We start from the raw sequence: 25,180 nt of genomic DNA on the forward strand, positions 1-25,180 counted from the left end.
GGCGGCCCGCCACGGAAGGCGGTTCGCCGGGTGAGGCGGCCGGGCGCCGGTGCTCAGGTGGTGGGCAGGCGCGGCACGGCCGCCAGCAGGGCGCGGGTGTAGTCGTGCGCGGGCGCCTCCACCACCTGGTCGGCGGGCCCGTACTCGACCAGCCTGCCGTGACGCATGACGGCGATGTCGTCGGCGACGTAGCGGACCACCGCCAGGTTGTGCGAGATGAACAGCATGGACAGGCCGAGCTCGGCGCGCAGCGAGCGCACCAGGTTCAGCACGGCGCCCTGCACCGACACGTCCAGCGCCGAGGTGATCTCGTCGGCGACCAGCAGGCGGGGCGCGGCGCCGAGCGCCCTGGCGATCGCGACGCGCTGGCGCTGGCCGCCCGACAGCTCGCGCGGATAGCGGGCGGCCGTCTGCGCCGGCAGCGACACCAGGGCGAGCAGCCGTTCGACCTCCTGGGCGTCGGGCCTGCGCAGGCCCTCGGCCACCGACGCGCCCACCGTCATCCGCGGGTTCAGCGAGGCGTAGGGGTCCTGGAAGACCATCTGCACCCCGCCGCCGTCCTCGATCACCCCCGTGTACGGCACCAGCCCGCTCACCGCTCTGGCCAGCGTCGACTTGCCCGAGCCCGACTCGCCCACCAGGCCGACGACGCGCCCTGGCGGGATCTCCAGCGAGACGTCGTCCACGGCGGTGAACGCGCCGAACCTGACCGTCAGGCCGTTGATGATCACGAAACCTCCCAGCAGGCGACACGGTGCGCCTTGCCATGCTCTTCCAGTGGCGGACGCTCGGCCACGCAGCGGCTGGTGGCCAGCGGGCACCTGCCCGCGAACGCGCAGCCCTCGCCGACCTCGGCCGGCCCCGGCTGGCGGCCGGGGATGCTGGCCAGCGGGAGCGACCTGTCGGTGGTCATGTCGGGCACCGAGGCGACCAGCGCCCTGGTGTAGGGGTGGGCGGCGGCGGCGAGCCGGTCGGCGGGCAGTTCCTCGACCACCCGACCGGCGTACATGACGACGACCGTGTCGCACAGCGCGCCGACCACCGCGATGTCGTGCGAGATGAACAGCGTTCCCGCCTGGCTCTCCTCGGTCACCTCGCGCAGCAGGCGCAGGATCTCCTTCTGCACGGTGACGTCCAGGCCGGTGGTGGGCTCATCGGCGATGATGAGCCGGGGCGCGCCCATGAGCCCCATGGCGATGACGGCGCGCTGGCGCATGCCGCCGGAGAACTCGTGCGGGTGCTGGCGGGCGCGGCGCTCAGGGTCGGTGATCCGCACGTGGCCGAGCCGGTCGACGGCCCTGCGCCAGGCGTCGGCGCGGCCGGCGCGCTGGTGCACGGTGGCCACCTCGGCCAGCTGTCCGCCGACCTTCAGCGCCGGGTTGAGCGAGGCCATGGGGTCCTGGAAGACCATGGCCAGGCGGGTGCCGAGCACCTTCCTGCGCTGCTCCTCGGGCAGCGCGTGCACGTCCTGGCCGCACAGCAGCACCGGCCCTCCACCGACCACGCCGGGGTGGGGTACCAGGCCGCCGACGGCGTAGGCGGTCAGGCTCTTGCCGCTGCCCGACTCCCCCACAACGCCGACGATCTCGCCGGGGCGGACGGTGAGCGAGACCTCGCGCACCGGGGTGACGCCGCCGGGGAAGGTGACGGTGAGGTTCCTGACCTCCAGCACCGCCTCGTCGTCGTGCCGCCCGTCCTCGTCCGCCGGGGGCGGCGGAACGGCCGGGACCGCCCGGTGGACCTCCGCGCGGCTCGCGGTCCTGGCCAGCGCCTCGCCCAGCAGGTTGAACCCGACGCCGGCCAGCACCACCATCAGCGCGGGACCGAGCGCCACGACGGGGTTGACGTAGATCCGGGCGAAGCCGTCGAACAGCAGCCGCCCCCAGTCGTAGCCGGGCGGCTGCACGCCGAGCCCGAGGAAGGACATCCCGGCCAGGCCGAGCAGGCTGCCGCCGATCATGGTGGTGAGGTTGAGGATGAGGGGTTCGGCGATGTTCGGCAGCACGTGCCTGGTGACGATCCTGGTCCTGGAAACGCCGAGCAGCCTGGCGGCGGCCACGTAGTCGGCGGCCGCCACGGAGGCGGCCAGCGTCTGGGTCAGCCTGGCGAAGCCGGGGGCGACGGCGACGCCGATGCCGAGCACCGCGCCGCGCGCGCCGAGCCCGGCCACGACGGCGGTGAACATGGCCAGCAGCAGCCCGGGGAAGGCCACCAGGGCGTTGACGGCGGCGGTCACGAGCCGCGCCGGCCGGCGCGGCAGCACGGAGGGCAGCGTGCCGAGCACCACGCCGATCGCCGCGCCGATGGCGGTGGCCAGCACGGCCAGCAGCAGCGACATCCTGGTGGCCACCAGCACCCTGGCCAGGATGTCGCGGCCGAGGTTGTCGGTGCCCAGCGGGTGCGCGGCCGAGGCGCCCGACAGGGCCGCCACCGGGTCGATGAGCTCGGCCCTGTCGCCCCAGATCGGCGGCCCGACGACGGCCAGCACCAGCATGAGCGCGACGACGGCCGCTCCGGCCAGCCCTGCAGGGGTCCGCATCAGCCCTCCTTGATGGTCGAGCGGGGGTCGAGCGCGCCGAGCGCGAGATCCACGGCCAGGTTGACGACGAGCACGATCGCGCCGTAGACGAGGATCACGCCCTGGGCGACGGGGAAGTCCTTCTGCGTGATCGCCTCGGTCAGCCGCATGCCGAGGCCGGGCCAGGCGAAGACGGACTCGACGAGCACGCTGCCGGCGATGAGCCCGCCGAGCAGCAGGCCGCCCGTCGTCAGCGTCGCCGTCAGCGCGTTCGGCAGCACGTGCCTGACGTTGACCCTGGCGGCCGGCAGCCGCTTGGCCCTGGCCAGCCTGACGTAGTCCTTGCCGAGCTCGCGTGCGGTCTCCACGCGGACCAGCCGGGCGATCAGCGCGGCGGGCCCGATGGCCAGCGCGGCGATCGGCAGCACGAACGACAGGGCGCCCTCCTTGCCGGCCGGCGGGAACCAGCCCAGCGTGATGGCGAAGACCACGACCAGCGCGATCGAGTAGAGGAACTCGGGGACGGCCACCGCGGCGCCGGTGCCTGCGGTGAAGCCGAGCTCGGCGCCGCGGTGGCGGCCGTTCTCGGTGCGGATCGCCACCCACAGTCCCAGGGGCACCGCGACCAGCAGCGCGACGAGGGTGGCGAGCACGGCCAGCGTCAGCGTGTTCGGCAGCCGCTCCAGGATGGTCTGGCCCACCGGCTCCCCCGTGAGGAACGAGGTGCCGAGGTCGCCGGTGAAGACGCCCTTGACGTAGGTGACGAACTGCATCGGCAGGGGCTGGTCCAGACCGAGCGCCGCGATGCGGGCGGCGACCAGCTCGGGGGGCGCGGCGGGCCCGAGGGCGGCCCTGACGGGGTCGCCGGGAATGAGGTGGATCATCGCGAACGTGGCGACCATGAGGGCGGCCAGGGCCGCCGCGAACCTGACCAGGCGCGGCAGGAGCAAGGGTCAACCCGCCTTCGTCATGCGGATGGAGGTGGGCGTGACCAGGCCGCCGACGATGTCCACGGTGGCGCCCTTCGCCGCGATGACCGCGGTGTTCTCCACGACCGGCACCAGGTCGGCGGCCTCGAACAGGGCCGACTCGGCCGCCAGCCAGTCGGCGCAGCTCTCGGCGGCAGGCCTGGCCGATGCCTTGGCGACCAGCTCGTTGTAGCGGCTGTTGTTCATGTGGGAGAAGTTGGCGCCCTTGGGCGCGCTCGGCCCGCTCAGGAAGCCGGTCAGCTGCGACGGCAGGAACACGCCGATGGGCAGCCAGACGACGTCCCAGTCCTGGGTGACGTTGAGCGATTCGGCGAGTTTGGTGTCGATGACGCCGTTCAGCCGTACCTCGACGCCCAGCTTCTTCCAGGTGGCGGCGAGGTATTCGGCCGCGGCGAGCACCCCCTGTCCCCTGGTCGTGGCGTACAGGTAGCGCAGGGCCAGCCGCTTGCCGTCCTTGACCCTGACGCCGTCGGGACCGGGCCGCCATCCGGCGGCGTCGAGGGCGGCGGCCGCGGCCGCGGGGTCGTGAGCCGGCACGTGCCCGCTGACGCTGTCGCCCTTGCAGGGGCGCGGCTCGAGCACCAGGCTGGTGGCCTTCCGCCCGGTGCCCGAGGCGGCGATCGCGGCCAGTTCCGTCAGGTTGACGCCCTGGGTGAGCGCCTTGCGCACGGCGGGATCCGCGGTCGGCCGGTCCTCACCCTGGTGGTAGAAGAACTGGCCGGTGCCGGCGCCGAGGACGGTCTTCTTGATCGACCGGTCGGCCTCCACGCGCTGCCTGTCGGGCCCCTGGATGTCGGCCACGTTCAGCGCGCCCGACGTCAGCAGGTTGACCGCGGTCTGCTCGTTGGGCACGACCTTCAGCACGACCTTGGCCGGCAGCCCCGGCGTCCTGGCGGTGACGCCGCCCGGGCCCCAGGCGTAGTCCTGGCGCCGGGACAGGGTGTAGTGGTCGCCGGAGACGGCCTCGGTGAGCTGGAACGGGCCCGAGCCCGAGGTCTGCCTGGCCAGCAGCGAGCGGTCCTTCAGTCCCTTGCCGCAGACGATGTACACCATGGCCGCGCTCTCCACGATGAAGGAGAAGGACTGGGGCATGGTCAGGGTGACGGTCCCGGCCGCGTCGTCGGCCTTGGCCGTCATCCCGGCGGGGACGAATACGCCGTAGATGGGCGACTTGGTGGCGGGGTCGGCGATGTGGGTGAAGTTCTCGGCCACGACCGACGGGGTGACGGGCGAGCCGTCGGCGCAGGTGACGTCCTTGCGCAGGGTGAAGGTGACCGACTCGGGTCTGACGTCCCACTTCGCGGCCAGGGCGGGGGTGAGCGTCCCGTCGGGCCGCATGCCGACGAGGGAGTCGTAGGCGTAGTTCAGCACCTCGTTGGTGACCGACAGGATGGCCGTCGCGGGGTCGAGAGCGCCCGGATCGGCGGGGATGGCGGCGGTGAAGGTGGCGTTGTCGGCGAGGCCGCCGGTGCCAGGGGTGGACGGCGCCGCGCCGCAGGAGGCGGCCAGCAGTCCCGTCAGGGCGAGCACGGTCGCCGCGGTGGTTGCGTTCATGCAAAGCTCCCGGCTGGAGGGGTGGCCTCACCCTCCCCTGTGGCCTCGCGGGATTCTTCGTGCGCGGCGACGAAAGCGGCTGCTCCTCTAGTGCCGCCGTCCGAAGATGCGCATCATGAGCATGGCGGCGAGCCGCGCCTCGGCGTCGGCGAGATCGAGACCGCTGATCTCGGTCAGGCGGCGCAGGCGGTACCTGAAGGTGTTGGAGTGCACGTGCACGGCCGCGGCGGCGGCGTTGACGTCGCCGAAGCTGTCGAGATAGGCGCCGAGGGTGGCGGCCAGTTCGGTGCCGTGCTCGGCGTCGTAGCGCAGCAGCCGGTGGTAGGGCCCGGTCGGGGCCTGTTCCTCGGCAGCGGCCAGATCGCCCAGCTGGAGCAGCAGCGACTCGAAGTGCACGTCGCTGTAGCCCGCCACCTGTCCTGAGAGGCCCCTGGAGCGCAGCACGCGCAGCGACCTGTCGGCGTCGGCCCGCGATCTGGCCACCTCGCCCAGGTCGGCGGCGAGCCTGCCGACCCCGATGTTGGCGCTGTGGCGGGGCCCGACCCTGGACAGGAAGCTCTCGGCGACGCGTACGGCCCTGGCCTCCTCCTCACCGCTGGCGTGCAGCGGCAGGAGCGCGTAGGCCACCGAGCCGACGAGGGCGGCGGCCGCCCTGGGATGGATGGCGCCGACGTGGAGGGCGAGCGCGTCGCAGAAGCGCTGCCGGTCGGCCTCGGCCTGGGCGGCGTCGGCCCGCGTCTCGGTGAGCTGCGCGGCCAGCACGCACAGCCGTTCGCTGGCCACCCCGAGGCGCCCGGCGGCTTCGGCGGCGTCCCTGCCGCCCTCCAGGATGGTGGACAGCAGGTCGGCCTGCAGCCGCCGGCGGGTGTCGGCGCCCACGCGCTGGCGCAGCAGGTGCAGGGCGACGATCTTGGCGGCGTCGACGAGCGCCCACTCGCGCTGCTCGCTGAGCGGCTCGCGGACGGCGGCCCAGATGGAGCCGAGGATCTCGTCGCCGGAGCGGACGGCGATCGCCACCCGGGGCAGCCCCTCGGACAGTTCGATGAAGATCGGCCCGGTGCTCTGGTAGAGCTTGCGGAACCACCCCTGCTCGTCGAGCATGCGCTGGTACACCTCGGGCACCTGGCGGCCGAGCACGGTGGCGATCCTGCTGGAGTCGGCCTCCTCCTGGCGGCCGGAGAAGGCCAGCACCCGGGCCGAGCGGTCCTCGATGGTGACCGGCGCGTCCAGCAGCGCGCACAGCGCGTTGGCCAGGGAGAACAGATCGTCGGGCGGCTGCTGGCCGGACTCCGTCAGATCGCCTTCGGCCAGCAGCGAGCGCAGCAGCGCCGCCACCTGTGACCAGGAGGCGGCGCGGGTGAGGCCGAGCACGGCGACGCCGGTCTCCAGCACCTTGGCCCGCACCCGCTCGTCGGCCGCCACGGGCTGCTTGATCACGATGCCGGAGCCGGGGCGGGCCCCCTCCAGCAGGTCGCAGATCGCCTCGGCGCCTTCGACCCCCACGCCGAGCAGCAGGCCGCCCGGGGGCAGCAGCAGCTCGTCGAGGGGGTCGTAGATGTGGACGCCGGTGACCTCGGCGTCGAGGTCGCCGGGCGAGGCGGCCACGTCGAGCACCGTGCTGCCCAGATCGTCGAGGATCCGGCGCAGACTGGCCCGCGGCCGAGTCGTCATCTCCTCACGATAGTGGACGAAAACTGACATCAGCCGCGTAGCTCGTCGACCGCCTCGCGGGCCACCGCGCCGATGACGGCATCCGCCTTGGGCAGGCGGTAGCCGAGCGAGCGCGGCCGGAGGTAGACGGCGACGGCGTAGCGCCTCCCGTCGGGGTACTCCACGACGCCCGCCTCGTTGCGGACGCCGAAGATCGTCCCGGTCTTGGCGGAGATCCGGACGTCGTCGCCGAAGCCCGACGACAGCCGGTGCGGCCAGACCTGCCGTCCCATGATCTGCCTGACCTCGGAGCAGGCCTGCGGCGGGCCCGCCTCGTCGCGCCAGATCTGGGCCAGCAGCGTGGTGGTCTCGCGGGGGGTGGAGGAGGAGGTCCTGGCCGGGTCGAGCACCGACAGCGTGCGCAGAACCTCCGGCGGCGCGGCCGCCGCCTCCTCCAACGAGCCGGCGCCGAGCTCGGCAAGGACGCTGCCCAGCAGCACGCGGCAGTCGCCGACCAGGCGCGTGGCCTTCAGCCCGAGCTCGGCGAGGGTGGCGTTGACACGCTCCACCCCCACTTTCTCCAGCAGCACGTCGGTGGCGGCGTTGTCGCTCATCGACATCATGAACAGGGCCAGGTCGCGCAGGGAGAGCTCGATCTCGTCGGCGCAGCCGGAGGTGCCGATGCCGCCGTCGCGGTGCTCCATGGTCACCGGCAGCCGCTCGGTCCTGGAGATCAGGCCCGCGGCGGCCTGCCTGGCGTACTCCAGGACGATCGGGATCTTGAAGACGGAGGCGAGCACCACGGGGTCGTCGGCCCCGTGGCACACCTCGCGCTCACCGTCGATCTCCCGCGCGTGCAGGAATCCCTCGACCTCGGCGGCCGCGAACAGCTCACGCACGTGCCACCGCCCTGCCGCCGCTGTGGAGGAAGATCCGCCCGTCCCGCTCCAGGAAGGTGATCGTCGTCTTGGCCTCGACGTCGATGAAGGACTCGTCGGAGTGGTGGACGAACCTCTCGGTCGTGCGCTCTATGCCCGCCTGGCGCATGAACTCGCCGGGAATGGTGGTCACCTCCAGGCCGCCGTCGACCGCGGCCACCTCCTGCACGGCGGCCGGCCCCGGGTAGGTGCCCGCGTAGCGGGTGGCGTCCACCGCGGCGGGCCGGTCGGGCACGGTCGGCAGCGGGGTGGGCGTCACGCCCGCCAGCTCGCGGACCAGGGGGAAGGCCAGGTCGCTGAGGACGGCGGGCACGTCACCGCCGTTGCAGCTCATCGCGATCGAGAAGCGGCTGCCGGGGACGATCCGCCAGAACGTGCTCTGCCCGACGGTGCCGCCGTCGTGGCCGAAGACGGGAGCGCCCCAGTCGAACAGCTCGAAGCCGAGCCCCCACCGGTCGGCGAGCAGGCCGGGCACGCCCGGCACGTCCACCTGGGCGGTGGTCATCGCCGCGACCGTCTCCTCCTCCAGCAGCCTGGTGCCGCCGGCCGTGACGCCGCCGTCGAGGAACATCCGGCCGAAGCGGACCAGCTCGCGCGGCGCCAGGCACAGGGTGGATCCGGCGGGTGCGTTCGAGCGCGGCATCTGCCAGTTCGGGTTGACCGCGTTGCCTGGCCCGAGGTGCCCGGCCGAGGCGCGGAACAGCACGGCCTCCTCGGCCAGCAGCGCCCCGTGCGTGACGCCGAGCGGGTTCATCAGCCGCTCGCGCATGGCCCGCTCCCACGTGCCCCCGGCCAACCTGGCGGCCAGCGCGCCGAGCACGACGTACCCCGAGTTGCAGTAGGAGAACATCGCGCCCGGCTCGTAGACCTGCGGCGCGCCGTGCAGGAAGCTCACGAAGCGGTCGAGGCAGTCGTCGCCGCGCCCGGTGTCCTCGAACAGGTCGCCGGCGAACCCGCCGGTGTGGGTCAGCAGGTGCCTGACCGTGACCGTCTCGGCCGCGGCGGCGTCGGCCAGGCCGAACTCCGGCAGGTACTTGCGCACGGGCGCGTCGAGGTCCACCGCGCCCTCCTCGACCAGGCGCATGACCAGGGCGGCCGTCCAGATCTTGGTCGTGGAGCCGACCTGGAAGAGGCTGTCGGTCGTCGTCTCCACGCCCGTGTCGCGGTTGACGACGCCGGTGGCCGCCTCGATCAGCCGGCCGTCCACCCACACGGCGACGGCGGCTCCGGGGACGTTGTGGTCGCGCGCGGCCTCGTCGAGGCGGTGCTGCAGGTCCATGGATGCTCCTCAGGCGATCTTGGGAGTGGCGCGGACGCCCATGTGAACGTAGGGGGAACCGTCGGCCAGCTCGTAGAAGACCGCCGACAGCCACTGCGGGTCGTCCGGGAGGCGGCCGACGAAGGTGACGTCGTCGACGGGCAGCAGGTCGAGCTCGGCCGGCTCCGACAGGTCCGCCAGGGCGCCCGTGGACTCCATCAGCAGCCGCAGGCCGCCGTCGCGGACCGTGATCGTCAGCCGCGCGCCGACCCGCTCGTACACCCCGGCGTACCGCTCGGCGTCCACCTCGACCGGCTGCTCGGGCGGCCCGAGCACCGGGGGGACGGCCACGCCGTCCAGCTCGCGGAACAGCTCGGTGGCCAGGTGGTGGAAGAAGGCCGCGCTGTGCCCGCCGTTGGCCACGGCGCACACGACGGTGCCGGTGTCGGGCAGCATCCACAGCATCGACGACTGGCCGATGGTGTTGCCGCCGTGGGAGACGACCCGCCGGCCGTCCCACTCGTCGAGGATCCAGCCGATGCCCCAGTGCGTGCCCAGCGTGTGCGGGTTGGGGAGGGCGACCTGCGGCTCCCACAGGGCGCGCGGGTCCTTGAGCAGGCCGCCCTCCAGGTGGGCGCGGGCGAAGGCGACGACGTCGGCGGGCCTGGCGGTGATCAGCCCGGCCGGGCCGCAGGAGCGCATGAGCCCCCAGACGGGGCTGGGCTCCCCGTCGACGTGACCGACGGCGGCGCCGAAGCGCAGCACGTCCTCGGGCAGGGTCCAGGTGTGGGTCAGGCCCAGCGGTTCGATGATCTGCTCGCGCAGCGCCTGGTCCCACACCTTGCCCGTCAGGTGCTCGACGACACGGCCGGCGATGACGAACCCCGCGTTGCAGTAGGACTGGGTGGCGCCGAGCGGATGGTTCTGCGCCAGGTCGGCGCAGGCGGCGACGTACCGCTCGATGCAGTCGTCGCCACGGCCGGTGTCGAGGAACAGGTCGCCGTCGATGCCCGAGGTGTGGCTGAGCAGGTGACGGACGGTCACCGTCCCGGTCACCTCGGGGTCGCCGACCCGGAAGGCGGGCAGCAGCTCGGCGACGGGGGTGTCGAGGGTGAGCGCGCCCTGCTCGGCCAGCAGGGCGAGCTGGGTGGCGGTCCACACCTTGGTGACCGAGCCGATCTGGAAGAGCGAGTCGGGCGTCACCTGCGCGCCCGTGCGCCGGTTGAGGACACCGGCCGCGCTCTCGTGCACCTCCCCCTGGTGGAGGTAGGCGACAGCGGCGCCGGGGACGTCGTATTCGGCGATCAGCTCTGCGAGCCGATCACCCATTGCTCCAGCCATGCGACGATCCTTTCGTTGTAGTCGAGCCGGTGGGACGGGCGTCCGTTGAGGATGAACAGGTGCGAACCACCCGGGTAGCGCACGAGCCTGGCAGGCACCCCGCGCTCGCGCAGCGCGGCGAACCACTGCTCGGCCTGCCCGACGGGGCAGCGGTCGTCTCGCTCGCCGTGCAGGACGAGGGTGGCCGCGCGCACGCCTGCCACGTGCGTGAGCGGCGACTGCGCCGCCAGGTCGCCGCGGCACTCGAACGTCTTGAGCAGGTGTCCGGCGTCCGAGGTGCCCGACATGCTGGTCAGGTCGCTGACGCAGCCGCCGGGGATGGCGGCCCTGAACCGGTCGGTGGTGGCCGACAGCCAGCAGGCCATGTAGCCGCCGTAGCTGTAGCCGGTGACGGCCAGCCGGTCCGGGTCGGCCACGCCCTCCTCGACCAGGTCGTCGAGCGCGGCCAGGAAGTCGCCGGCGTCGGCCAGGCCCCACGCGCCGATCGCGGCGGTGTAGAAGGCCTCGCCGTAGCCGTCGCTGCCGCGCGGGTTGAGCGTGAGCACGCTCCAGCCGCGCGCGGCGAGCACCTGGTGGTAGAGGTGGACGCCGTCGAAGACGGGCGCCCAAGCGTTGTGCGGACCACCGTGCACGTCGAGCAGGAGCGGTCCCGGCTGCTTCAGCGCCGGGTCGCGCAGCAGGAAGCCCTCGACCGGGGTGCCGTCGGGGGCGGTGAACACGCGGCGTTCGAGCGGGAACAGCTCCACGTCGGGCAGCGCGTGATCGGTGAGCCGCCGGCCGTCGAGGTAGACGTCGCCGGCGCTGCCCGGGCCGGCGGCCACGTAGGCCAGGCGGCCGGCCGCGGCCGTGGCGCCCGACACGCCGAGCTCCCCTCCCACCCTCGCCCTGCCGTCCAGGTCGAACAGGTGGGTGAGGCCGCCGTCACGGGCGCAGAACAGCAGCTCGTCGCCCAGCAGGAGCGGCGGGGCGCCCGGGTAGCCGGGGGCGCCCACCATGACGTTGCGGTCCAGGCCGGTCTCGATCTCGACCAGGCCGCCCGCCTCGAGCGCGAACAGGCGGGTGTGGCCGACGGGCTCGCCGGTGAATCCGGTCACCACCAGGCGCTCGCCGAGCCACCACACGCCCGTGCAGGTCACGCCCTGCTCGGTGAGCCGCTTGGGCTGCCCGCCGTCGAGGTCGACGAGGTAGACGGCGCCGCCGGGCACCAGGTCACGGTCGGGCTCCATGGCGGCGACGAAGGCGAGACTCTGCCCGTCAGGCGACCAGGTGGGCTCGCCGGCGTGGAAGTCGCCCTCGGTGAGCCTGCGCCAGGCGCCCGTGTCCACCTCCACGACCACCACGTGGGCGCGCAGGTCGCGCAGCAGGCCGGCGCCGTCGGCCTTGTACTCCAGGGTGTCGGCCACGACCGGGTCGTGCGCCTGCGCCTCGCCGTACGGGGCGGTGAAGGCCAGGTGGCGGCCGTCCGGCGACCACACGGGCGGGCCCGCGCCGTCGGTGGCCAGCACGCGCGGCTCGCCGCCGTCCATCGGCAGCAGGTGGATCTGCGGCTTTCCGTCGACGGGGCGGACGAAGGCGAGCGTGCGGCCGTCGGGCGACCAGCGGGGAGCCAGGTCCGCGGGGCCACCGGTCAGGCGGCGCGGCTCGTGGCCCGGCTCGGCCAGCCACACCTCGCTGCGGTTGTCGTCGGCGTCCTTCTCCGCGGTGGTCAGCGTGTAGGCGACCGCGCCGCCGTCCGGGCGCACCTGCGGATCACCGGGTACGGCGATGCGGAAGAGGTCGTTCAGGGAGAGGCGGGACATGATCGAACGGTAGGTGAGAGGCCCGGACGCATCTTCGGCCGCGCGCACGAAGCGGACGCCGTTCGTTGTGCCACCGTACGAGGGCGCACCCTGTCGGCGAAGTGAGGAAGGCCACACCCTAATCCTGTCCGATCGGTCAGACCTGACCGATCGGACAGTTATTGTTCTGGCATGGCACGTCCTGCTTCCGCCCTGCGCGGCCACATCCTGGACGCGGCGTTGGACCTGTTCGCCACGCGCGGCTACAAGGGCACCTCGCTGCACGACATCGCCCAGGTGGTGGGCTGTTCCAAGGCGTCCTTGCTCTACTACTTCGTCAGCAAGGAGGCGATCCTCACCGAGCTGCTCACCCCCGCCGGCGAGGAGCTGGGCGCGCTGGACGCCCGGCTCGCAGGCGTGGAAGGGATCCCGGCCGCGGAAGCAGCCGTCACCGGCTTCGTCGATTTGGCCATGCGGTTCCGGCGCGAGGTCAAGGTCCTGTTCCAGGACATCCTCGGGCTCACCGGCCACCCTGCGCTGGGTGCCGTGCCCGCCGTCATCGCGCGGCTGATGGCGGCGATGGCCGAGGGCTCGGCAGGAGCCAAGGGCCTGGTCACCGCTTCCATGGTCATCGGCGCGGTCTCCGTCACCTGCGCCAGCGACCTGCCGGTGCCGGACGAGGACCTGCGTGCCGAGCTGATCCGCGGCGCCCTGCGCACACTTGACCGCGAAACCCCCTGAACACGAGGAAAGACACCCACGTTCATGGCTTCTCTGCTTTACCGGCTCGGCCGGTACTCCTTCCGCCGCCGGGGGCGGGTCCTTGCCGTCTGGCTGCTCGCGCTCGCCCTGCTGGGCGGGGCGGCCGCCGCCTTCATGGGCCCCACCAGCGACGACTTCACGATGCCCGACACGGAGTCGCAGCAGGCGCTCGACTCCGTGCGACGGCAGTTGCCGCAGGCCGGCGGCACGACCGGCACCATCGTCATCGCCGCACCCGAGGGGAGGAAGCTCGACAGGGCCGCCGTCGGCGCCATCGTGCAGGAGGCCGGCCGGGTCCCGGGTGTGATCGCCGCCGTCGACCCCTTCCAGGTCGGCGCGGTCTCGCGCGACCGCTACGCGCTGGTCCAGGTACAGTTCGACACCGCCGTCAGCGAGATCACCGACGCTCAGCGCGCCGCCTACCAGAAGGTCGGCGCCTCGGCGCACGGCCTGCGGGTGGAGCACGGCGGTGAGGTGATGACGGCAGGAGCCGAGATCGGCTCCACCGAGGCTCTCGGAGTCCTGGTCGCCGCCGTGGTCCTGGTGGTCACCTTCGGCTCCCTCGTGGCCGCCGGCATGACGCTGCTGAACGCGCTCGCCGGCGTCGCCGCGGGGATGTCGGGGCTGTTCGCCCTCAGCGGCGTGCTCGACCTGACCAGCACCGCGCCCATCCTGGCGCTGATGCTGGGGCTGGCCGTGGGGATCGACTACTCGCTGTTCATCACCTCCCGCTACCGGCAGTACCTCGCCGAGGGCATCGAGGAGCAGGAGGCCGCCGGGCGCGCGACAGGCACCGCGGGCTCGGCCGTGGTCTTCGCCGGTGCCACCGTCGTCATCGCCCTGGCCGGTCTCGCCGTGGTGGGCATCCCCTTCCTCACCGTCATGGGCCTGGCCGCGGCCGGCACCGTCACCCTTGCCGTGCTGGTCGCCCTCACCCTGCTGCCCGCCATGCTCGGCTTCGCCGGCCCCCGCGTCATGCCCAGGGCGCACCGCCGTGGACGGGCCGCCGGCCCGGGCCGCGAGGGCTTCGGTTACCGCTGGGGCCGGATCGTCACGCGCCTGCGCGTCCCGATCCTGGCGGCCGGTGTCGTGGGGTTGGCCGCGCTGGCGCTGCCCGCCCAGGACATGCGCCTGGCCCTGCCCGACGCCGGCACCGCCGCCTCCGGCTCCGCGGCCCGCGAGGCGTACGACCTGATCTCTGAAGGCTTCGGGCCGGGCTTCAACGGCCGGCTGGTCGCCGTCGTCTCCGGCGACGACGCCGCATCCACTGGCGCGGCCGCCAAGCAGGCCGCATTGCTGATCCAAGGCACCGAGGGCGTGCTCGGCGTCTCCCCGCCGCAGGCCAACAGGCAGGGCACCACCGCGCTGATGACCGTCATCCCCAAGGCCGGCCCCACCGACGCCACCACCGAGCGGGCGGTGCGCCTGATCAGGGAGCGCGTGTCCGGCGTCGAGGGCGCCACCGTCGCGCTGACCGGCGCCACGGCCATCGGCATCGACGTGTCGGCGAAGCTCGCCGAGGCGATGCCCGTCTACCTGCTGCTCGTCGTCGGCCTGTCGATCCTGCTGCTCATGCTCGTCTTCCGCTCGCTGCTGGTGCCGCTCAAGGCGGCGCTGGGCTTCCTGCTGACCGTCGGCGCCACGTTCGGCATCACGGTGGCCATCTTCCAGCAGGGACACCTGGCCGACCTGGTGGGCGTCGACGTCCCCGGACCGCTGGTGAGCTTCCTGCCGATCCTGCTGATCGGAATCCTGTTCGGGCTGGCCATGGACTACGAGGTCTTTCTCGTCTCCCGCATGCGGGAGGACTTCGTCCACGGCGACAGTCCGGGCCAGGCGACCGTCAACGGGCTGGGCCACAACGCCCGCGTCGTCACCGCCGCGGCGCTCATCATGGTGGCCGTCTTCGGCGGATTCGTGTTCATGGATGACCCGATCATCAAGTCCATCGGCTTCGCGCTGGCCGTCGGGGTGTTCATCGACGCGTTCCTCGTCCGGCTGACCCTGGTGCCTGCCGTGATGTCCCTTCTCGGCCGCGCGGCATGGTGGCTGCCCCGCGCCGTCGACCGGGTCCTGCCGAACCTCGACATCGAGGGCGAGGGCCTTCACGGGCACTCCGCCGACCGGCACCGCGACGACTCCAGGCAGGCCGCCAGGATCTGACGTCCCGCCCGGCCGCCCGCTCGCTCCCGGCGGGGTCGCGGCGGTGGCGTCGCCCGGGTGCGGATTCCGGCGCGACGGCGGCGCTGCGGTGGCGTCGCCTGGGTGCGGATTCCGGCGCGACGGCGGCCGGGTCCCGGTGGGGGACCCGGCCGCCCGCCAGGCCGGACGCGCTAGTCGAGGATGGACAGCACCGTGCCGGCGCCGACCGTCAGCCCGCCTTCGCGGATGGCGAAGCCGAGCCCGGGCTCCACGGCCACCGACCGGCCGAGCTCGACGACCGCCTCCACCGTGTCGCCCGGCGCGGCGGGCCCGTCCATGACGATCTGGCCGGGCACGTCGGTCGTGCGCAGGTAGAACTGCGGCCGGTAGCCGCTGCCGACGGGCCGGCGTCGCCCGCCCTCGGCCTCGGTGAGCAGGTAGACCCTGGCGGTGACGCGCGTGTGGGCGCGCTGGGAGCCGGGCGCCGCCAGCACCTGGCCCCGCCGTACCTGCTCGCGCCGCACGCCGCGCAGGAGCACCGCCGCGTTGTCACCGGCCTCGCCGCGCTCCATGGTCCTGCCGAAGGTCTCCACCCCGGTCACCACCGCGGTGAAACCCTCGCCCAGGCCGACGACCTCGACCGTGTCGCCGACCTTGACCGAGCCGCGCTCGATCGCGCCGGTGACGACCGTGCCGCGCCCGGTGACGGTGAGCACGTTCTCCACCGGCATGAGGAACGGCGCCTCGACGTAGCGGACGGGGACCGGGATGTGGTCGTCCACCGCCTGGAGCAGCGCCTCGACGGACGCCGTCCACGTGGGGTCGCCCTCCAGCGCCCGCAGCCCGGAGACGCGGACCATGGGCACGTCGTGGTAGCCGTGCTCGGCCAGCAGCTCCGACAGCTCGAGCTCGACCAGGTCGGCCAGCTCCGGGTCGGCGCCGTCGGCCTTGTTCAGCGCGACGACCAGGTGCTCGACCCCGACCCGCCGGGCGAGCAGCACGTGCTCGCGCGTCTGCGGCATGATGCCGTCCTGCGCGGACACGACCAGGATGGCGCCGTCGAGCTGCGCCGCCCCCGTGATCATGTTCTTCACGTAGTCGGCGTGGCCGGGCATGTCCACGTGCGCGTAGTGGCGGGTGGCCGTCTCGTACTCGACGTGCGAGATGTTGATCGTGATGCCCCGCTGCGCCTCCTCGGGCGTGCGGTCGATCCGCTCGAACGGCGTGTACGTCGCGCCGCCCCGCTCGGCGAGCACCTTGGTGATCGCGGCGGTCAGCGTGGTCTTGCCGTGGTCGACATGCCCCATGGTGCCGATGTTGAGGTGCGGCTTGTTCCGCACGTAGGCCTGCTTGGCCATCGTCCTTTTCCTTCGACGCTCGATGCCTGGTGACCCGTCGGGTCGTCAACCCTCCCCCGCCGGGTCACGATCGGACGCACGGGAAAGGGTCAGCGCTCCAGGCCGTCGCGGAGCGTCGCGGCACGGCCCAGCGCGCCTGCTGCCGCAGGCGTGAGCTGGAGGACGTGCCGGAACATGATGACCATGATGTCGGTGTGGAATGCCCGGCGGCAACGGATTATTCCGCGTCCCACCCGGCCACACGGCGCTGTCAGGCGGCCGCCGCTCCCGGACGGGCTTGTCAGGCGGCCGCTACTTCCGGACGGGCCTGTGAGGCGGCCGTTACTTCCGGACGGGCGGGGCGGCGAGGGGGAGGCGCAGGACGAAGCGAGCCCCGCGGGGGTGATCGGCGGCATGCAACTGGCCGCCGTGCGCGCGGGCGATCTCGCGCGCGATGGCCAGGCCGAGTCCGGTGCCCCCGGGGTCGCGGTGGCGAGCGTCGTCCAGCCGGTACAGGCGCTCGAAGACCCGTTCGCGGTCGGCCGACGCGATGCCCGGCCCGTCGTCCACGACCTCGAGGATCGCCTCGGGCGGGGCGGTGGTGACGTGGACCTCGATGGTGGTGGAGGCGTGCCGCTCGGCGTTGTCCAGCAGGTTGCCCAGCAGCCTGGCGAGGCGGATCCGGGAGGCGCGTACCAGGACCTCGCGCGCCAGGCCGGTGACGACGGTGGCGGCGGGGGCGCGGCGTTCGAGCTCGTCGGCGGCGAAGACGCCCAGGTCGAGCACCTCCATGTCGGCGGTGGTGCCGCTGTCGGGGCGGGCCAGGTCGAGCACGTCCGCGACGATCTCGCTCAGCCGCTCGGTGTTGCGGAGCAGTTTGCGCAGCATCTGCCGCTGGTCGATGTGCGGTTCGGCGAGCGCGGCCTCGAGTTCGGTCAGCAGCCCGGTGATGGGGTTGCGCAGGTCGTGCGAGGTGTCGAAGACCGCCTGGCGCTGCCGGCGGACGGCCTCCTGGAGCGCCGAGATGGTCGCCCGTTGCCGGTCGTGCGTCTCCTGGAGCTGTCCGGCGAGGTTGTGCAGTTCGCAGGCGCGCGCGTAGAGATCGGCGTTCACCTCGTCCGCTTCCACGTCGCGGCCGGGAGCGTTCCGCATGCCGTACCGCTTCATCGCCTTGACGAAGCCGGTGACCTCCTGGCTGCTGAGCAGGATCCAGTCGACCCCGCCCTTCGGCCCCGGGATGGGCGTGTTGACCGTGCTCCAGTACCTCTCCTCGAAGACGCCGGGCCGGCCCACCTCTTCGATGTCGTAGCGCTGCGCCGACATGACGTCGGCCTGGCCGGTGGCCGCGACCTGTTCGAGCGAGGCGCGCAGCGCCTTGGCGCCCTGCATGCCCGGGTCGTCGAGGATGTTCGGGTTCATCGGGAAGGCGGCGAAGACGTCCTGGCCGATCAGTTCAGCCCGGGTGCGATCGAGCGCCCTGAGGAGGGAGTCGTTGACCGCCGTTATGACGAAGTCCGGTGTCAGGACCGCCGACAGGGACGGGGCGGCCGTGAACACCGCCTCGTAATCGATCTTTACCTGCATACCCCAGCCCCCTTTGGCATTTTTTGTCCTTTTTGGGGTGACCTAAACGCGGGGAACGCCGGGGGCCGGACGTCACGACTGGTCGAAGGGCGCTCCGCCCAGACTCGTCGAGAAGGAGGTGGTGGCCGTCGGGGTGGTGATGACCCCGTCGAACGCCTCCCGCATGGGGGTCAGCACGCTGGCGCTCTGGCTGCGGATGCGGTCCAGCGCGCCCTGCGGGGCGTGGCGCAGGTTCGTCAGGCTGACGGCGGTGCCGAATCCCGCATCGACCAGCGCCGCCTCGACGCTTCCCGGCTCGGGCGCGGCGAGCTGCTCCTCGGCGACGGTGAAGCCGGCCTCGCTCTTCTCGTCCAGGTGCATCTCGGCGACGCTGCCGGCGGTGTGGGTCAGGGCGAGCGCCCGGTAGCCGTCGCCGAGCATCCGGCTCAGGTAGTGCCCCATGGGAAGGGCGGCCAGCTCGCCGCCGTAGCACACGGGCGTCTTCTGGATGTGCTGGTTGTGGGCGGCCAGGACGATGCGCGCGCCGGGCTCGGCGCGGTCGAGGTGCCAGCGCAGCGACCGGGCCATGTAGTGGTCCCGTACGGACGCGTCCCCCGGCAGTCCCTCACCCGCGAAGAGGGCGCGGATGGCCCCGAACATGTAGTCGGCGTGCAGCGCCGCCTCCAGATGGCGCCTCGCCACGTCGTAGCGGTGCTGGTCGCTGCGCGAGACGTAGAGCGGCTCCAGCGCCCGGAAGCGCAGCAGGAGCCGGGTCAGCGAGGCGGTGAGCGCGTCCTGCTCGCCCGCCCCCAGGCGCGCCCACCGGGGCGCCGCCACGGCGACCGATCTGCCGGTGAACCGGTCGGCGATCGCCATGGCCCGCTCGACCTGGCCCAGCGCCTCCCTGTCGACGTCGAGCAGGTAGCCGGCCAGCGGCTCCAGCGCGGGGCGCAGCTGCCCTCCGGCCACCGGAGTGTCGACTCCGACGAAGCGCACCGGATGCGCGCTGGTGAGGTTGTGCCGGCGCAGCCAGCGCACCATGTCGGGGTTCATCCCGGCGTTCGTGGTGCCGCTGAGGGCGGCCAGGTCGGCTTCGTCGCCGTCGCCCCGCAGCCACTCGTCCAGGGCGAGGCCTTCGCTGAACCCGAACTCGAAGGCGAGGACGGTGAACCCGCACCGCTCGGCGAGGAAGCGCAGCACCCGCTGGCGGACCTGGGTGAACTCCCTCACGAAGTGGGCCCCCTCCCCCACGGCCACGACCCGGGCATCACCGATGATCTCGCGCAGCGGCTCGAGGTCGTCGAGCGGCGCGTCGGGATCGAGGCCGGTCAGGATGCTGGTGTGCGTCCGGAACCAGGTGGCGAGAAGGTCCGCGGACATCCGGTCGGTCGTCATGGCGAGTCGCTCGATTCTCGGTATGGAAACGTCGGAAGGTCACCGAAAAGGGGGCGCGGAAGGAGCCGAGCGGCGGCGAAGGGAGACGGGGCCGTGGCCCCCGCGTCATCCGGCCGGAGGCGAACGCGCTCCGGCGTCAGAGGAAAAGACTGCCCGTGGCCATGGAAGCGACACTATCAGCGCCGCGACCTCGGACGACGTAAGGCCGGTCCCCTCCGGGCGAGAGGACCGGCCCGCGTGGCGGCGCGGCGGTCACACCGCCGAGAAGCGGAAGCCGAAGCGCGCCTCCCGCGCCCGCAGCTCGTATCGCGGCAGGACGCCGGGGCCGCACGCCGCGCTGCCGACGCCGTGCTGGGCGTGGTCGAGGTGGACGTGCACCCGCTCCCCCGCCCGCAGGTCGGTCAGGTGGGCGGCGCGCTCCAGCTCGGCGGTGCTCCACCGGCGTGCGGTCAGCCCGAACGCGGGCTCGCCCGCGATGCGCAGGCCCCGGCCCTGGCCGTCGACGAGGACGGCCCACCGCACGTCGGCGCGCTGCCCGTTCTCCTGCGGATACACGTACGGCGTCTGCAGTTCCTCGATCGTGGCGCCGAAGCCGCCGATCCGGGCCGCCAGGCCCGTGTCGGGGTAGGACTCGCCCGGGCCTCTGCCGAACCAGACGACCTCCGACAGGCTCGACGGCAGCGTCATGGCCACGCCGAGCCTCGGCAGCGGCAACGTCCACTCCCCCTCGGGCACCACGTGGACGTCGAGCGCGAGTCCCGCCTCGTCGGCGGTCCACCGGTAGGTGACGCGCATGCCGAGGTCGGTGGCGGCGGGGGCGACCCGGGCGCGGACGGTCAGCGCGCCGTCCTCGTGGGTGACGGCGACGACCCGGTGGGTCAGGCGGTGCAGTCCGAGGCTGCGCCAGTTCCAGTCGAGACCGCCGAAACGCTCGTTGTCGACGGGCGCCCGCCAGAGGTCCAGCCTGGGCCCCTCGACGTCCAGCCCGAACAGCGTGGTCAGCCGCCCCGTCCTCGCCTCGAACACCCCTCCGCCCAGCTCGGCGCTCTCCCCCCGCACCACGAGCTCCGCCCGCCCCGCGGGAGCGGGTCCTTCGCCGCGCGCGGGGGCGGGCGAGCCGTCGCCGACCTTCAGCTCGCTCCAGGCGATCTCGTGTCCCTTCTCCGCCCACGGCAGGTCGGCCGCCAGGACGGCCTGCACGGTCAGCCACACCTCGCCGGGCTCGTCCGTCTCCGGCAGGTCGGGGAGCTTGACCTCGGCCCGCCCCCCTTCGGGCACGTCCAGGACGCCCTCGGCGACCGCGACGCCTCCCGCCGTCAACGCCCAGCAGAACTCCAGCGGGTACGGCACCGCCCGCGTCACGGTCACCGTCCCGTCCGAGAAGGTGATCGTGACGGGCTCGAACACCTTCTTCAGGTCGAGCAGCCCCGGCGACGGCCGGCGGTCGGGGAAGACCAGGCCGTCCACGACGAAGTTCGCGTCGTGCAGCGGCTCGCCGTAGTCGCCGCCGTAGGCGTAGCCGTACTCGTCGTGGGCCAGGCCGTGGTCGATCCACTCCCAGACGAACCCGCCCGCGAGCCTCGGATAGGTGTCGAACAGCTCCTGGTACTCCGCCAGGCCGCCGGGGCCGTTGCCCATCGCGTGGGCGTACTCGCACTGCACGAACGGCATCGCCCTGCGCCGCGCGTCCAGCCCGGGGTCGTCGAGCGGGTCCTCGGCGCCCCGGCCGATCGCCTCCACCTCGGCGTGCGAGGCGTACATCCTGCTGTAGACGTCCACGTCGGCGCACGACGGGTCGCCCTCGTAGTGGATGGGCCGCGACGGGTCGCGCTCGCGCGTCCAGCCGGCCATGACCGCCAGGTTGGCGCCGGCGCCCGCCTCGTTGCCGAGCGACCACATGACCACGCTGGGGTGGTTCTTGTCGCGCTCGACCATCCGCTTCATCCGGTCGAGCAGCGCCTCGCTCCAGCGAGGGTCGTCGGTGGGGTTGCCGCGCCAGCCGACCTGCCCGAACCCGTGCGTCTCCAGGTCGCACTCGTCGACCACCCACAGCCCGTACTCGTCGCACAGGTCCAGGAACGCGGGGTGCGGCGGGTAGTGGCTGGTGCGGACGGCGTTGACGTTGTGCCGCTTCATCAGCAGCACGTCCTCGACCATCGTCTCGTACGGCACCGCGCGGCCGTGCCGGGGGTGGAACTCGTGCCGGTTGACGCCCTTGAAGACCAGCGGGACGCCGTTGGCCTTGAGCACGCCGTCCTCGATCGTGATCGTGCGGAAGCCGATGCGCAGCCGTACGGTCTCCTCGGCGGTGGAGAAGACGGCCTCGTACAGGCGGGGCGTCTCGGCCGACCACGGTTGCGCGGCCACGCGCACCTCGGTGCCGGGCGCCAGGTCGGTCACGCCCAGCTCAGGGACGGACAGCAGCCCCGCGCCCTCGAAGCTGAGCGTGCCGTCGGCGGCGGCGTGCACGAACACGTCAGCGGTGGAGCGGGTGAGCGTCACCTCCCTGAAGATTCCGGGCAGCCACCACATGTCCTGGTCCTCGAGATAGCTGGCCGCCGACCACTGGTGCACCCGCACCGCCAGCACGTTGCGGCCCGGCCTGAGGTACGGCCCGGCGTCGAACTCGGCGGGCAGCCTGCTGCCGGTCGTGAAGCCGAGCTCGTGGCCGTTCAGCCAGACCTTGGCGCACGAGTCGACGCCCTCGAACCGCAGCCGCCCGCCGCTCCACCCCTCGGGAAGCTCGAACGCGCGCCGGTAGTCGCCGGTGGGGTTCTCGTCGGGCACGTACGGCGGGTCGACGGGGAAGGGGTAGGCGACGTTGGTGTAGGCCGGGCTGCCGTACCCGTGCAGCGGCCAGTGGGAGGGAACGGGAAGCGCGTCCCAGGCCGCGTCGTCGAAGTCTGGGGCGGCGAAGTCGTCGGGCGCGTCGGCGGTGGCCGACAGGCGGAAGCGCCAGTCACCGTTGAGATCGATCGAAGGGGCGTCGGAGCGGAGCGCGGCGCGCGGGTCCAGTCGGCCCGCTCCCGGAGCGAAATCGGCGAAGTACACAAAAACCGATGTTTTCCGAATTAATCACACATGTCCAGACGTATGCACGCTCGGGGACGCGCCCCCGATGGGGGTTCAGCGACGCGGGGGGAGTTCGCCGGAGCCGCGAGGGATCAGGCGGGTGGGGATCTGGGTCTTGGCCGTGCGTGACCGGTCGCCGGCCAGCCGGGACAGCACCAGCGCCGCCGCCGCCGCCCCCATCGCCGCCGGGTCCTGCGCGACGACCGTCAGGGGCGGGTCGAGGACCTCGGCCAGCGGCAGGTCGTCGTAGCCGACCAGGGCCACGTCCTTGCGTCCCGCCCTGGCCAGCCCCACCACCGTCCCGGTGGCGGCGAAGTTGTTGGCCGCGAACAGCGCGGTCGGCGGGTCGGGCAGGCCGAGCAGCCGTTCGGCCGCCGCGGCGGCGGCCGCGGCGGAGTGGCCGGTCTCCACCAGCGCCTTGTCGAACGGCAGGCCGGCCGCCGCCAGCGCCTCCCGGTAGCCCTGCAGGCGTTCGCGCCTGGTGTAGAGCGTCGTGGGCAGGTCGCCGATGAAGCCGATCCTGCGGTGCCCGTGGGCGATGAGGTGGGCGGTGCCGTCGCGCGCCCCCTCCCGGTTGGAGCTGACCACGCAGTCGGCCACCAGCCCCACCGCGGGCCGGTCGAGGAAGACGATGGGCAGCCCGGCTTCGCGTTCGGCGCGCAGGTAGCGGTGGTCGCCGGCGGCCGAGGGCACGACGAGCAGCGCGCTCACCCTGCGGGCCAGGAAGGTGGCCACCAGGGAGCGCTCGAGTTCCCTGGTCTCGCTGGAGGAGCCCACGATCACGGTCAGGCCGCGTTCGCGCACGGCGCTCTCGATGCCGCCGGCGACGGTGCCGAAGAACGGGTTGCCCATGTCGGGGATGACCAGCCCGATCGCCGCGTCCCTCGCGCCGACCCGCATGTTGCGCGCCATCAGGTTGGGCTGGTAGCCGAGCCTGCGCACGACCTCCATGACCCGCGCGCGGGTCTCGGGGGCGACGGGGCCGTCCTCGTTGAGGACGCGGGAGACGGTCTTGGCGGTGACGCCGACCTCTCGGGCGACATCGGTCATCGTCGGGCGCCGCGCGCTCGCCATCGAACCTCCCCGTTGTCGTGAACAGGGTAAGGGATCACGACAGGCCGATGGCCTCCGCTGCGTCCTTGTCGGCGATGACCGCCTTGCCCTCGGACACGGTCAGCGCGCCGGTCATGATCGCCACGACCTCGGCCATGCTGTGCTCGCCCGGCTTGAGCTGCGCGACCCTGCGGCCGAGCCGCTGGACGTGGATCCTGTCGGCGATCTCGAAGACGTGCGGCATGTTGTGGCTGATCAGCACGACGGGCAGGCCCCGGTCGCGGACCCTGCGGATCAGGTCGAGCACCTGTCCCGACTCCTTCACCCCGAGGGCTGCGGTGGGCTCGTCCATGACGACCACGTGCGAGGCCCACGCCACCGCTCTGGCGACCGCCACGCCCTGCCGCTGTCCGCCCGACAGCGACTCCACGGGCACGGACAGCGAGCGCAGCCCGATCTTCAGCTCGGCCATGTACTCGGCCGAGGCGGCCCGCATGCGCGGCTTGTCCAGCATCCTGAAGACCTTGCCGAGCACGCCCGGCCTGCGCAGTTCCCTGCCGAGGAACATGTTGGTGGCGATGTCGAGCGAAGCGGCGATGGCCAGGTCCTGGTAGACGGTCTCGATGCCGTGTCTGCGCGCCTCCAGCGGGTCGCTGAAGCGCACCCGTTTCCCGTCGAGCAGGATCTCGCCGGAGTCGGGCTGGATGGCGCCGGTCAGCGCCTTGATGAGGGTGGTCTTGCCGGCGCCGTTGTCGCCGATGACGGCCAGCACCTCACCCGGCATGAGGTCGAAGTCGGCGCCGTCGAGGGCGGTGACGTGTCCGTAGCGCTTGACCAGGCCCCGTGCCTGGAGAACTGCGGTGGTCATCGGGTCCTCCTGCGGGAGAGCTGGTCGACGGCGACCGCGAGGATCACCAGGATGCCGGTGATGAGCGTCTGGTAGATCGACGGGACGCCCATCAGCTGAAGCCCGTTGCGGAACACTCCCACGATCAGCGCGCCGATGAGCGTGCCCAGGACCTGTCCGCGCCCGCCGAACAGGCTCGTGCCGCCGAGCACGACCGCGGTGATGCTGTCGAGGTTGTCGGTCTGCCCCGCCTGGGGGTCGCCCACGCCGGTACGGGAGACCAGCAGGAGGGCGGCGATGCCGTACACGAGGCCGGCGAGGCTGTAGACGCCCACGGTCAGCCGGTCAGTGCGGATGCCGGTGAGCCTGGCGATCTCCGGGCTGTTGCCGAGGGCGTAGACGTGCCTGCCCCACGCGGTGTGCCCCAGCAGGTAGGCGAACAGCAGGAAGAGCGCGATGGTGAGCACCGAGCCGTAGGTGACGCGGGTGTCACCGAGCTGGAAGGTCTGGCCGAGGAAGGTCAGCTCGGGCGGCAGCCCGGTGACCGTCTGGTCCTGGGAGTAGATGTGGGTGAGGGCGAAGACCACGTTCAGCATGCCGAGCGTGACGATGAACGGCGGCAGCACGATCTTCGTCACCAGCAGCCCGTTGATCAGGCCGAACGCGGCGCAGACGGCCAGGCCCGCGCCGATCGCCACCAGCGGCGGGATGGACAGGGACAGCTTGGCCATCACGATGCCGCCGAAGGCCATGATCGCCCCGTTCGACAGGTCGATGCCCGCGGTGAGGATGATCAGCGTCTGGCCGATGGCCAGCGTGCCGACGACCATGACCTGCTGGATGATGAGCGAGAAGTTGCCTCCGGTGAGGAACTGCTCGCTGTTCAGCGAGAAGAAGACGCAGGCCAGTATCAGCGCGGCCAGCGGCCCCGCCGTCGGTGTGGTCAGGATCCTGCGCGGCAGGCTCGCTTCGGTGACGGCCAT

Annotated in this window: 18 protein-coding genes; 2 read left to right on the forward strand and 16 right to left on the reverse strand. The window is 72.7% G+C overall.

Annotated features, from left to right (window positions below):
• Positions 1 to 53: 53 nt before the first annotated feature.
• From ABZX22_RS25175 to ABZX22_RS25215, 9 genes are all read right to left on the reverse strand, one after another.
• Positions 54 to 731 (reverse strand): ATP-binding cassette domain-containing protein, encoded by a 678-nt coding sequence (locus ABZX22_RS25175; RefSeq protein WP_354913245.1) that lies wholly within the window; start codon positions 729 to 731, stop codon positions 54 to 56.
• A complete protein-coding gene (locus ABZX22_RS25180; protein WP_354913247.1) occupies positions 728 to 2,539 on the reverse strand; it encodes a dipeptide/oligopeptide/nickel ABC transporter permease/ATP-binding protein in 1,812 nt (603 codons plus the stop codon). The genes ABZX22_RS25175 and ABZX22_RS25180 overlap by 4 nt, the downstream gene beginning before the upstream one ends.
• On the reverse strand, positions 2,539 to 3,468 hold the full coding sequence (locus ABZX22_RS25185) for an ABC transporter permease (RefSeq protein WP_354913249.1): 930 nt from the start codon (positions 3,466 to 3,468) through the stop codon (positions 2,539 to 2,541). Before ABZX22_RS25185 ends, ABZX22_RS25180 begins: the two co-directional genes overlap by 1 nt.
• A 3-nt stretch (positions 3,469 to 3,471) precedes the next feature.
• Positions 3,472 to 5,061: an ABC transporter substrate-binding protein gene (locus tag ABZX22_RS25190; protein ID WP_354913251.1), complete on the reverse strand. Its 1,590-nt coding sequence runs from the start codon at positions 5,059 to 5,061 to the stop codon at positions 3,472 to 3,474.
• Between the two features lie 87 nt (positions 5,062 to 5,148).
• A complete protein-coding gene (locus ABZX22_RS25195) occupies positions 5,149 to 6,732 on the reverse strand; it encodes a helix-turn-helix domain-containing protein (RefSeq protein WP_354913253.1) in 1,584 nt (527 codons plus the stop codon).
• A gap of 29 nt (positions 6,733 to 6,761) precedes the next feature.
• Positions 6,762 to 7,610 carry a serine hydrolase gene (locus tag ABZX22_RS25200; protein ID WP_354913255.1) on the reverse strand — a complete coding sequence of 283 codons (849 nt, stop codon included), beginning with the start codon at positions 7,608 to 7,610 and terminating at the stop codon, positions 6,762 to 6,764.
• Positions 7,603 to 8,928 (reverse strand): serine hydrolase domain-containing protein, encoded by a 1,326-nt coding sequence (locus ABZX22_RS25205; protein ID WP_354913257.1) that lies wholly within the window; start codon positions 8,926 to 8,928, stop codon positions 7,603 to 7,605. The genes ABZX22_RS25200 and ABZX22_RS25205 overlap by 8 nt, the downstream gene beginning before the upstream one ends.
• Positions 8,929 to 8,937: 9 nt before the next feature.
• Positions 8,938 to 10,248: a serine hydrolase gene (locus tag ABZX22_RS25210; protein ID WP_354913259.1), complete on the reverse strand. Its 1,311-nt coding sequence runs from the start codon at positions 10,246 to 10,248 to the stop codon at positions 8,938 to 8,940.
• Positions 10,212 to 12,047: a S9 family peptidase gene (locus ABZX22_RS25215; protein ID WP_354913260.1), complete on the reverse strand. Its 1,836-nt coding sequence runs from the start codon at positions 12,045 to 12,047 to the stop codon at positions 10,212 to 10,214. Before ABZX22_RS25215 ends, ABZX22_RS25210 begins: the two co-directional genes overlap by 37 nt.
• Positions 12,048 to 12,218: 171 nt before the next feature.
• On the opposite strand from ABZX22_RS25215, the gene ABZX22_RS25220 reads away from it, so the two are divergent.
• A complete protein-coding gene (locus ABZX22_RS25220) occupies positions 12,219 to 12,767 on the forward strand; it encodes a TetR/AcrR family transcriptional regulator (RefSeq protein ID WP_354913262.1) in 549 nt (182 codons plus the stop codon).
• Positions 12,768 to 12,791: 24 nt separating this feature from the next.
• Positions 12,792 to 14,951, forward strand: a complete 2,160-nt coding sequence (locus tag ABZX22_RS25225) for an MMPL family transporter (RefSeq protein WP_354913264.1) — start codon at positions 12,792 to 12,794, stop codon at positions 14,949 to 14,951.
• Between the two features lie 170 nt (positions 14,952 to 15,121).
• On the opposite strand, the gene tuf is transcribed toward ABZX22_RS25225, so the two are convergent.
• The 7 genes from tuf to ABZX22_RS25260 all read right to left on the reverse strand — a co-directional run bounded on the left by tuf (position 15,122) and on the right by ABZX22_RS25260 (position 25,180).
• A complete protein-coding gene (tuf, locus tag ABZX22_RS25230) occupies positions 15,122 to 16,288 on the reverse strand; it encodes an elongation factor Tu (protein WP_354913266.1) in 1,167 nt (388 codons plus the stop codon).
• A gap of 321 nt (positions 16,289 to 16,609) precedes the next feature.
• Positions 16,610 to 17,851, reverse strand: a complete 1,242-nt coding sequence (locus ABZX22_RS25235) for an ATP-binding protein (RefSeq protein ID WP_354913268.1) — start codon at positions 17,849 to 17,851, stop codon at positions 16,610 to 16,612.
• A 72-nt stretch (positions 17,852 to 17,923) separates the two neighbouring features.
• Positions 17,924 to 19,210 carry an erythromycin esterase family protein gene (locus ABZX22_RS25240; RefSeq protein WP_354913270.1) on the reverse strand — a complete coding sequence of 429 codons (1,287 nt, stop codon included), beginning with the start codon at positions 19,208 to 19,210 and terminating at the stop codon, positions 17,924 to 17,926.
• A gap of 267 nt (positions 19,211 to 19,477) precedes the next feature.
• Positions 19,478 to 22,276, reverse strand: a complete 2,799-nt coding sequence (locus ABZX22_RS25245; protein ID WP_354913272.1) for a glycoside hydrolase family 2 TIM barrel-domain containing protein — start codon at positions 22,274 to 22,276, stop codon at positions 19,478 to 19,480.
• Between the two features lie 75 nt (positions 22,277 to 22,351).
• Entirely contained in the window at positions 22,352 to 23,371 is a 1,020-nt protein-coding gene (locus ABZX22_RS25250; RefSeq protein ID WP_354913274.1) for a LacI family DNA-binding transcriptional regulator, read from the reverse strand.
• Between the two features lie 34 nt (positions 23,372 to 23,405).
• Complete coding sequence (locus ABZX22_RS25255) at positions 23,406 to 24,218, reverse strand: ATP-binding cassette domain-containing protein (RefSeq protein ID WP_354913276.1); 813 nt, start codon at positions 24,216 to 24,218, stop codon at positions 23,406 to 23,408.
• Positions 24,215 to 25,180: an ABC transporter permease gene (locus tag ABZX22_RS25260; protein WP_354913278.1), complete on the reverse strand. Its 966-nt coding sequence runs from the start codon at positions 25,178 to 25,180 to the stop codon at positions 24,215 to 24,217. The genes ABZX22_RS25255 and ABZX22_RS25260 overlap by 4 nt, the downstream gene beginning before the upstream one ends.

Source organism: Nonomuraea sp. NPDC003804 (assembly GCF_040610675.1).
Lineage (GTDB): Bacteria > Actinomycetota > Actinomycetes > Streptosporangiales > Streptosporangiaceae > Nonomuraea.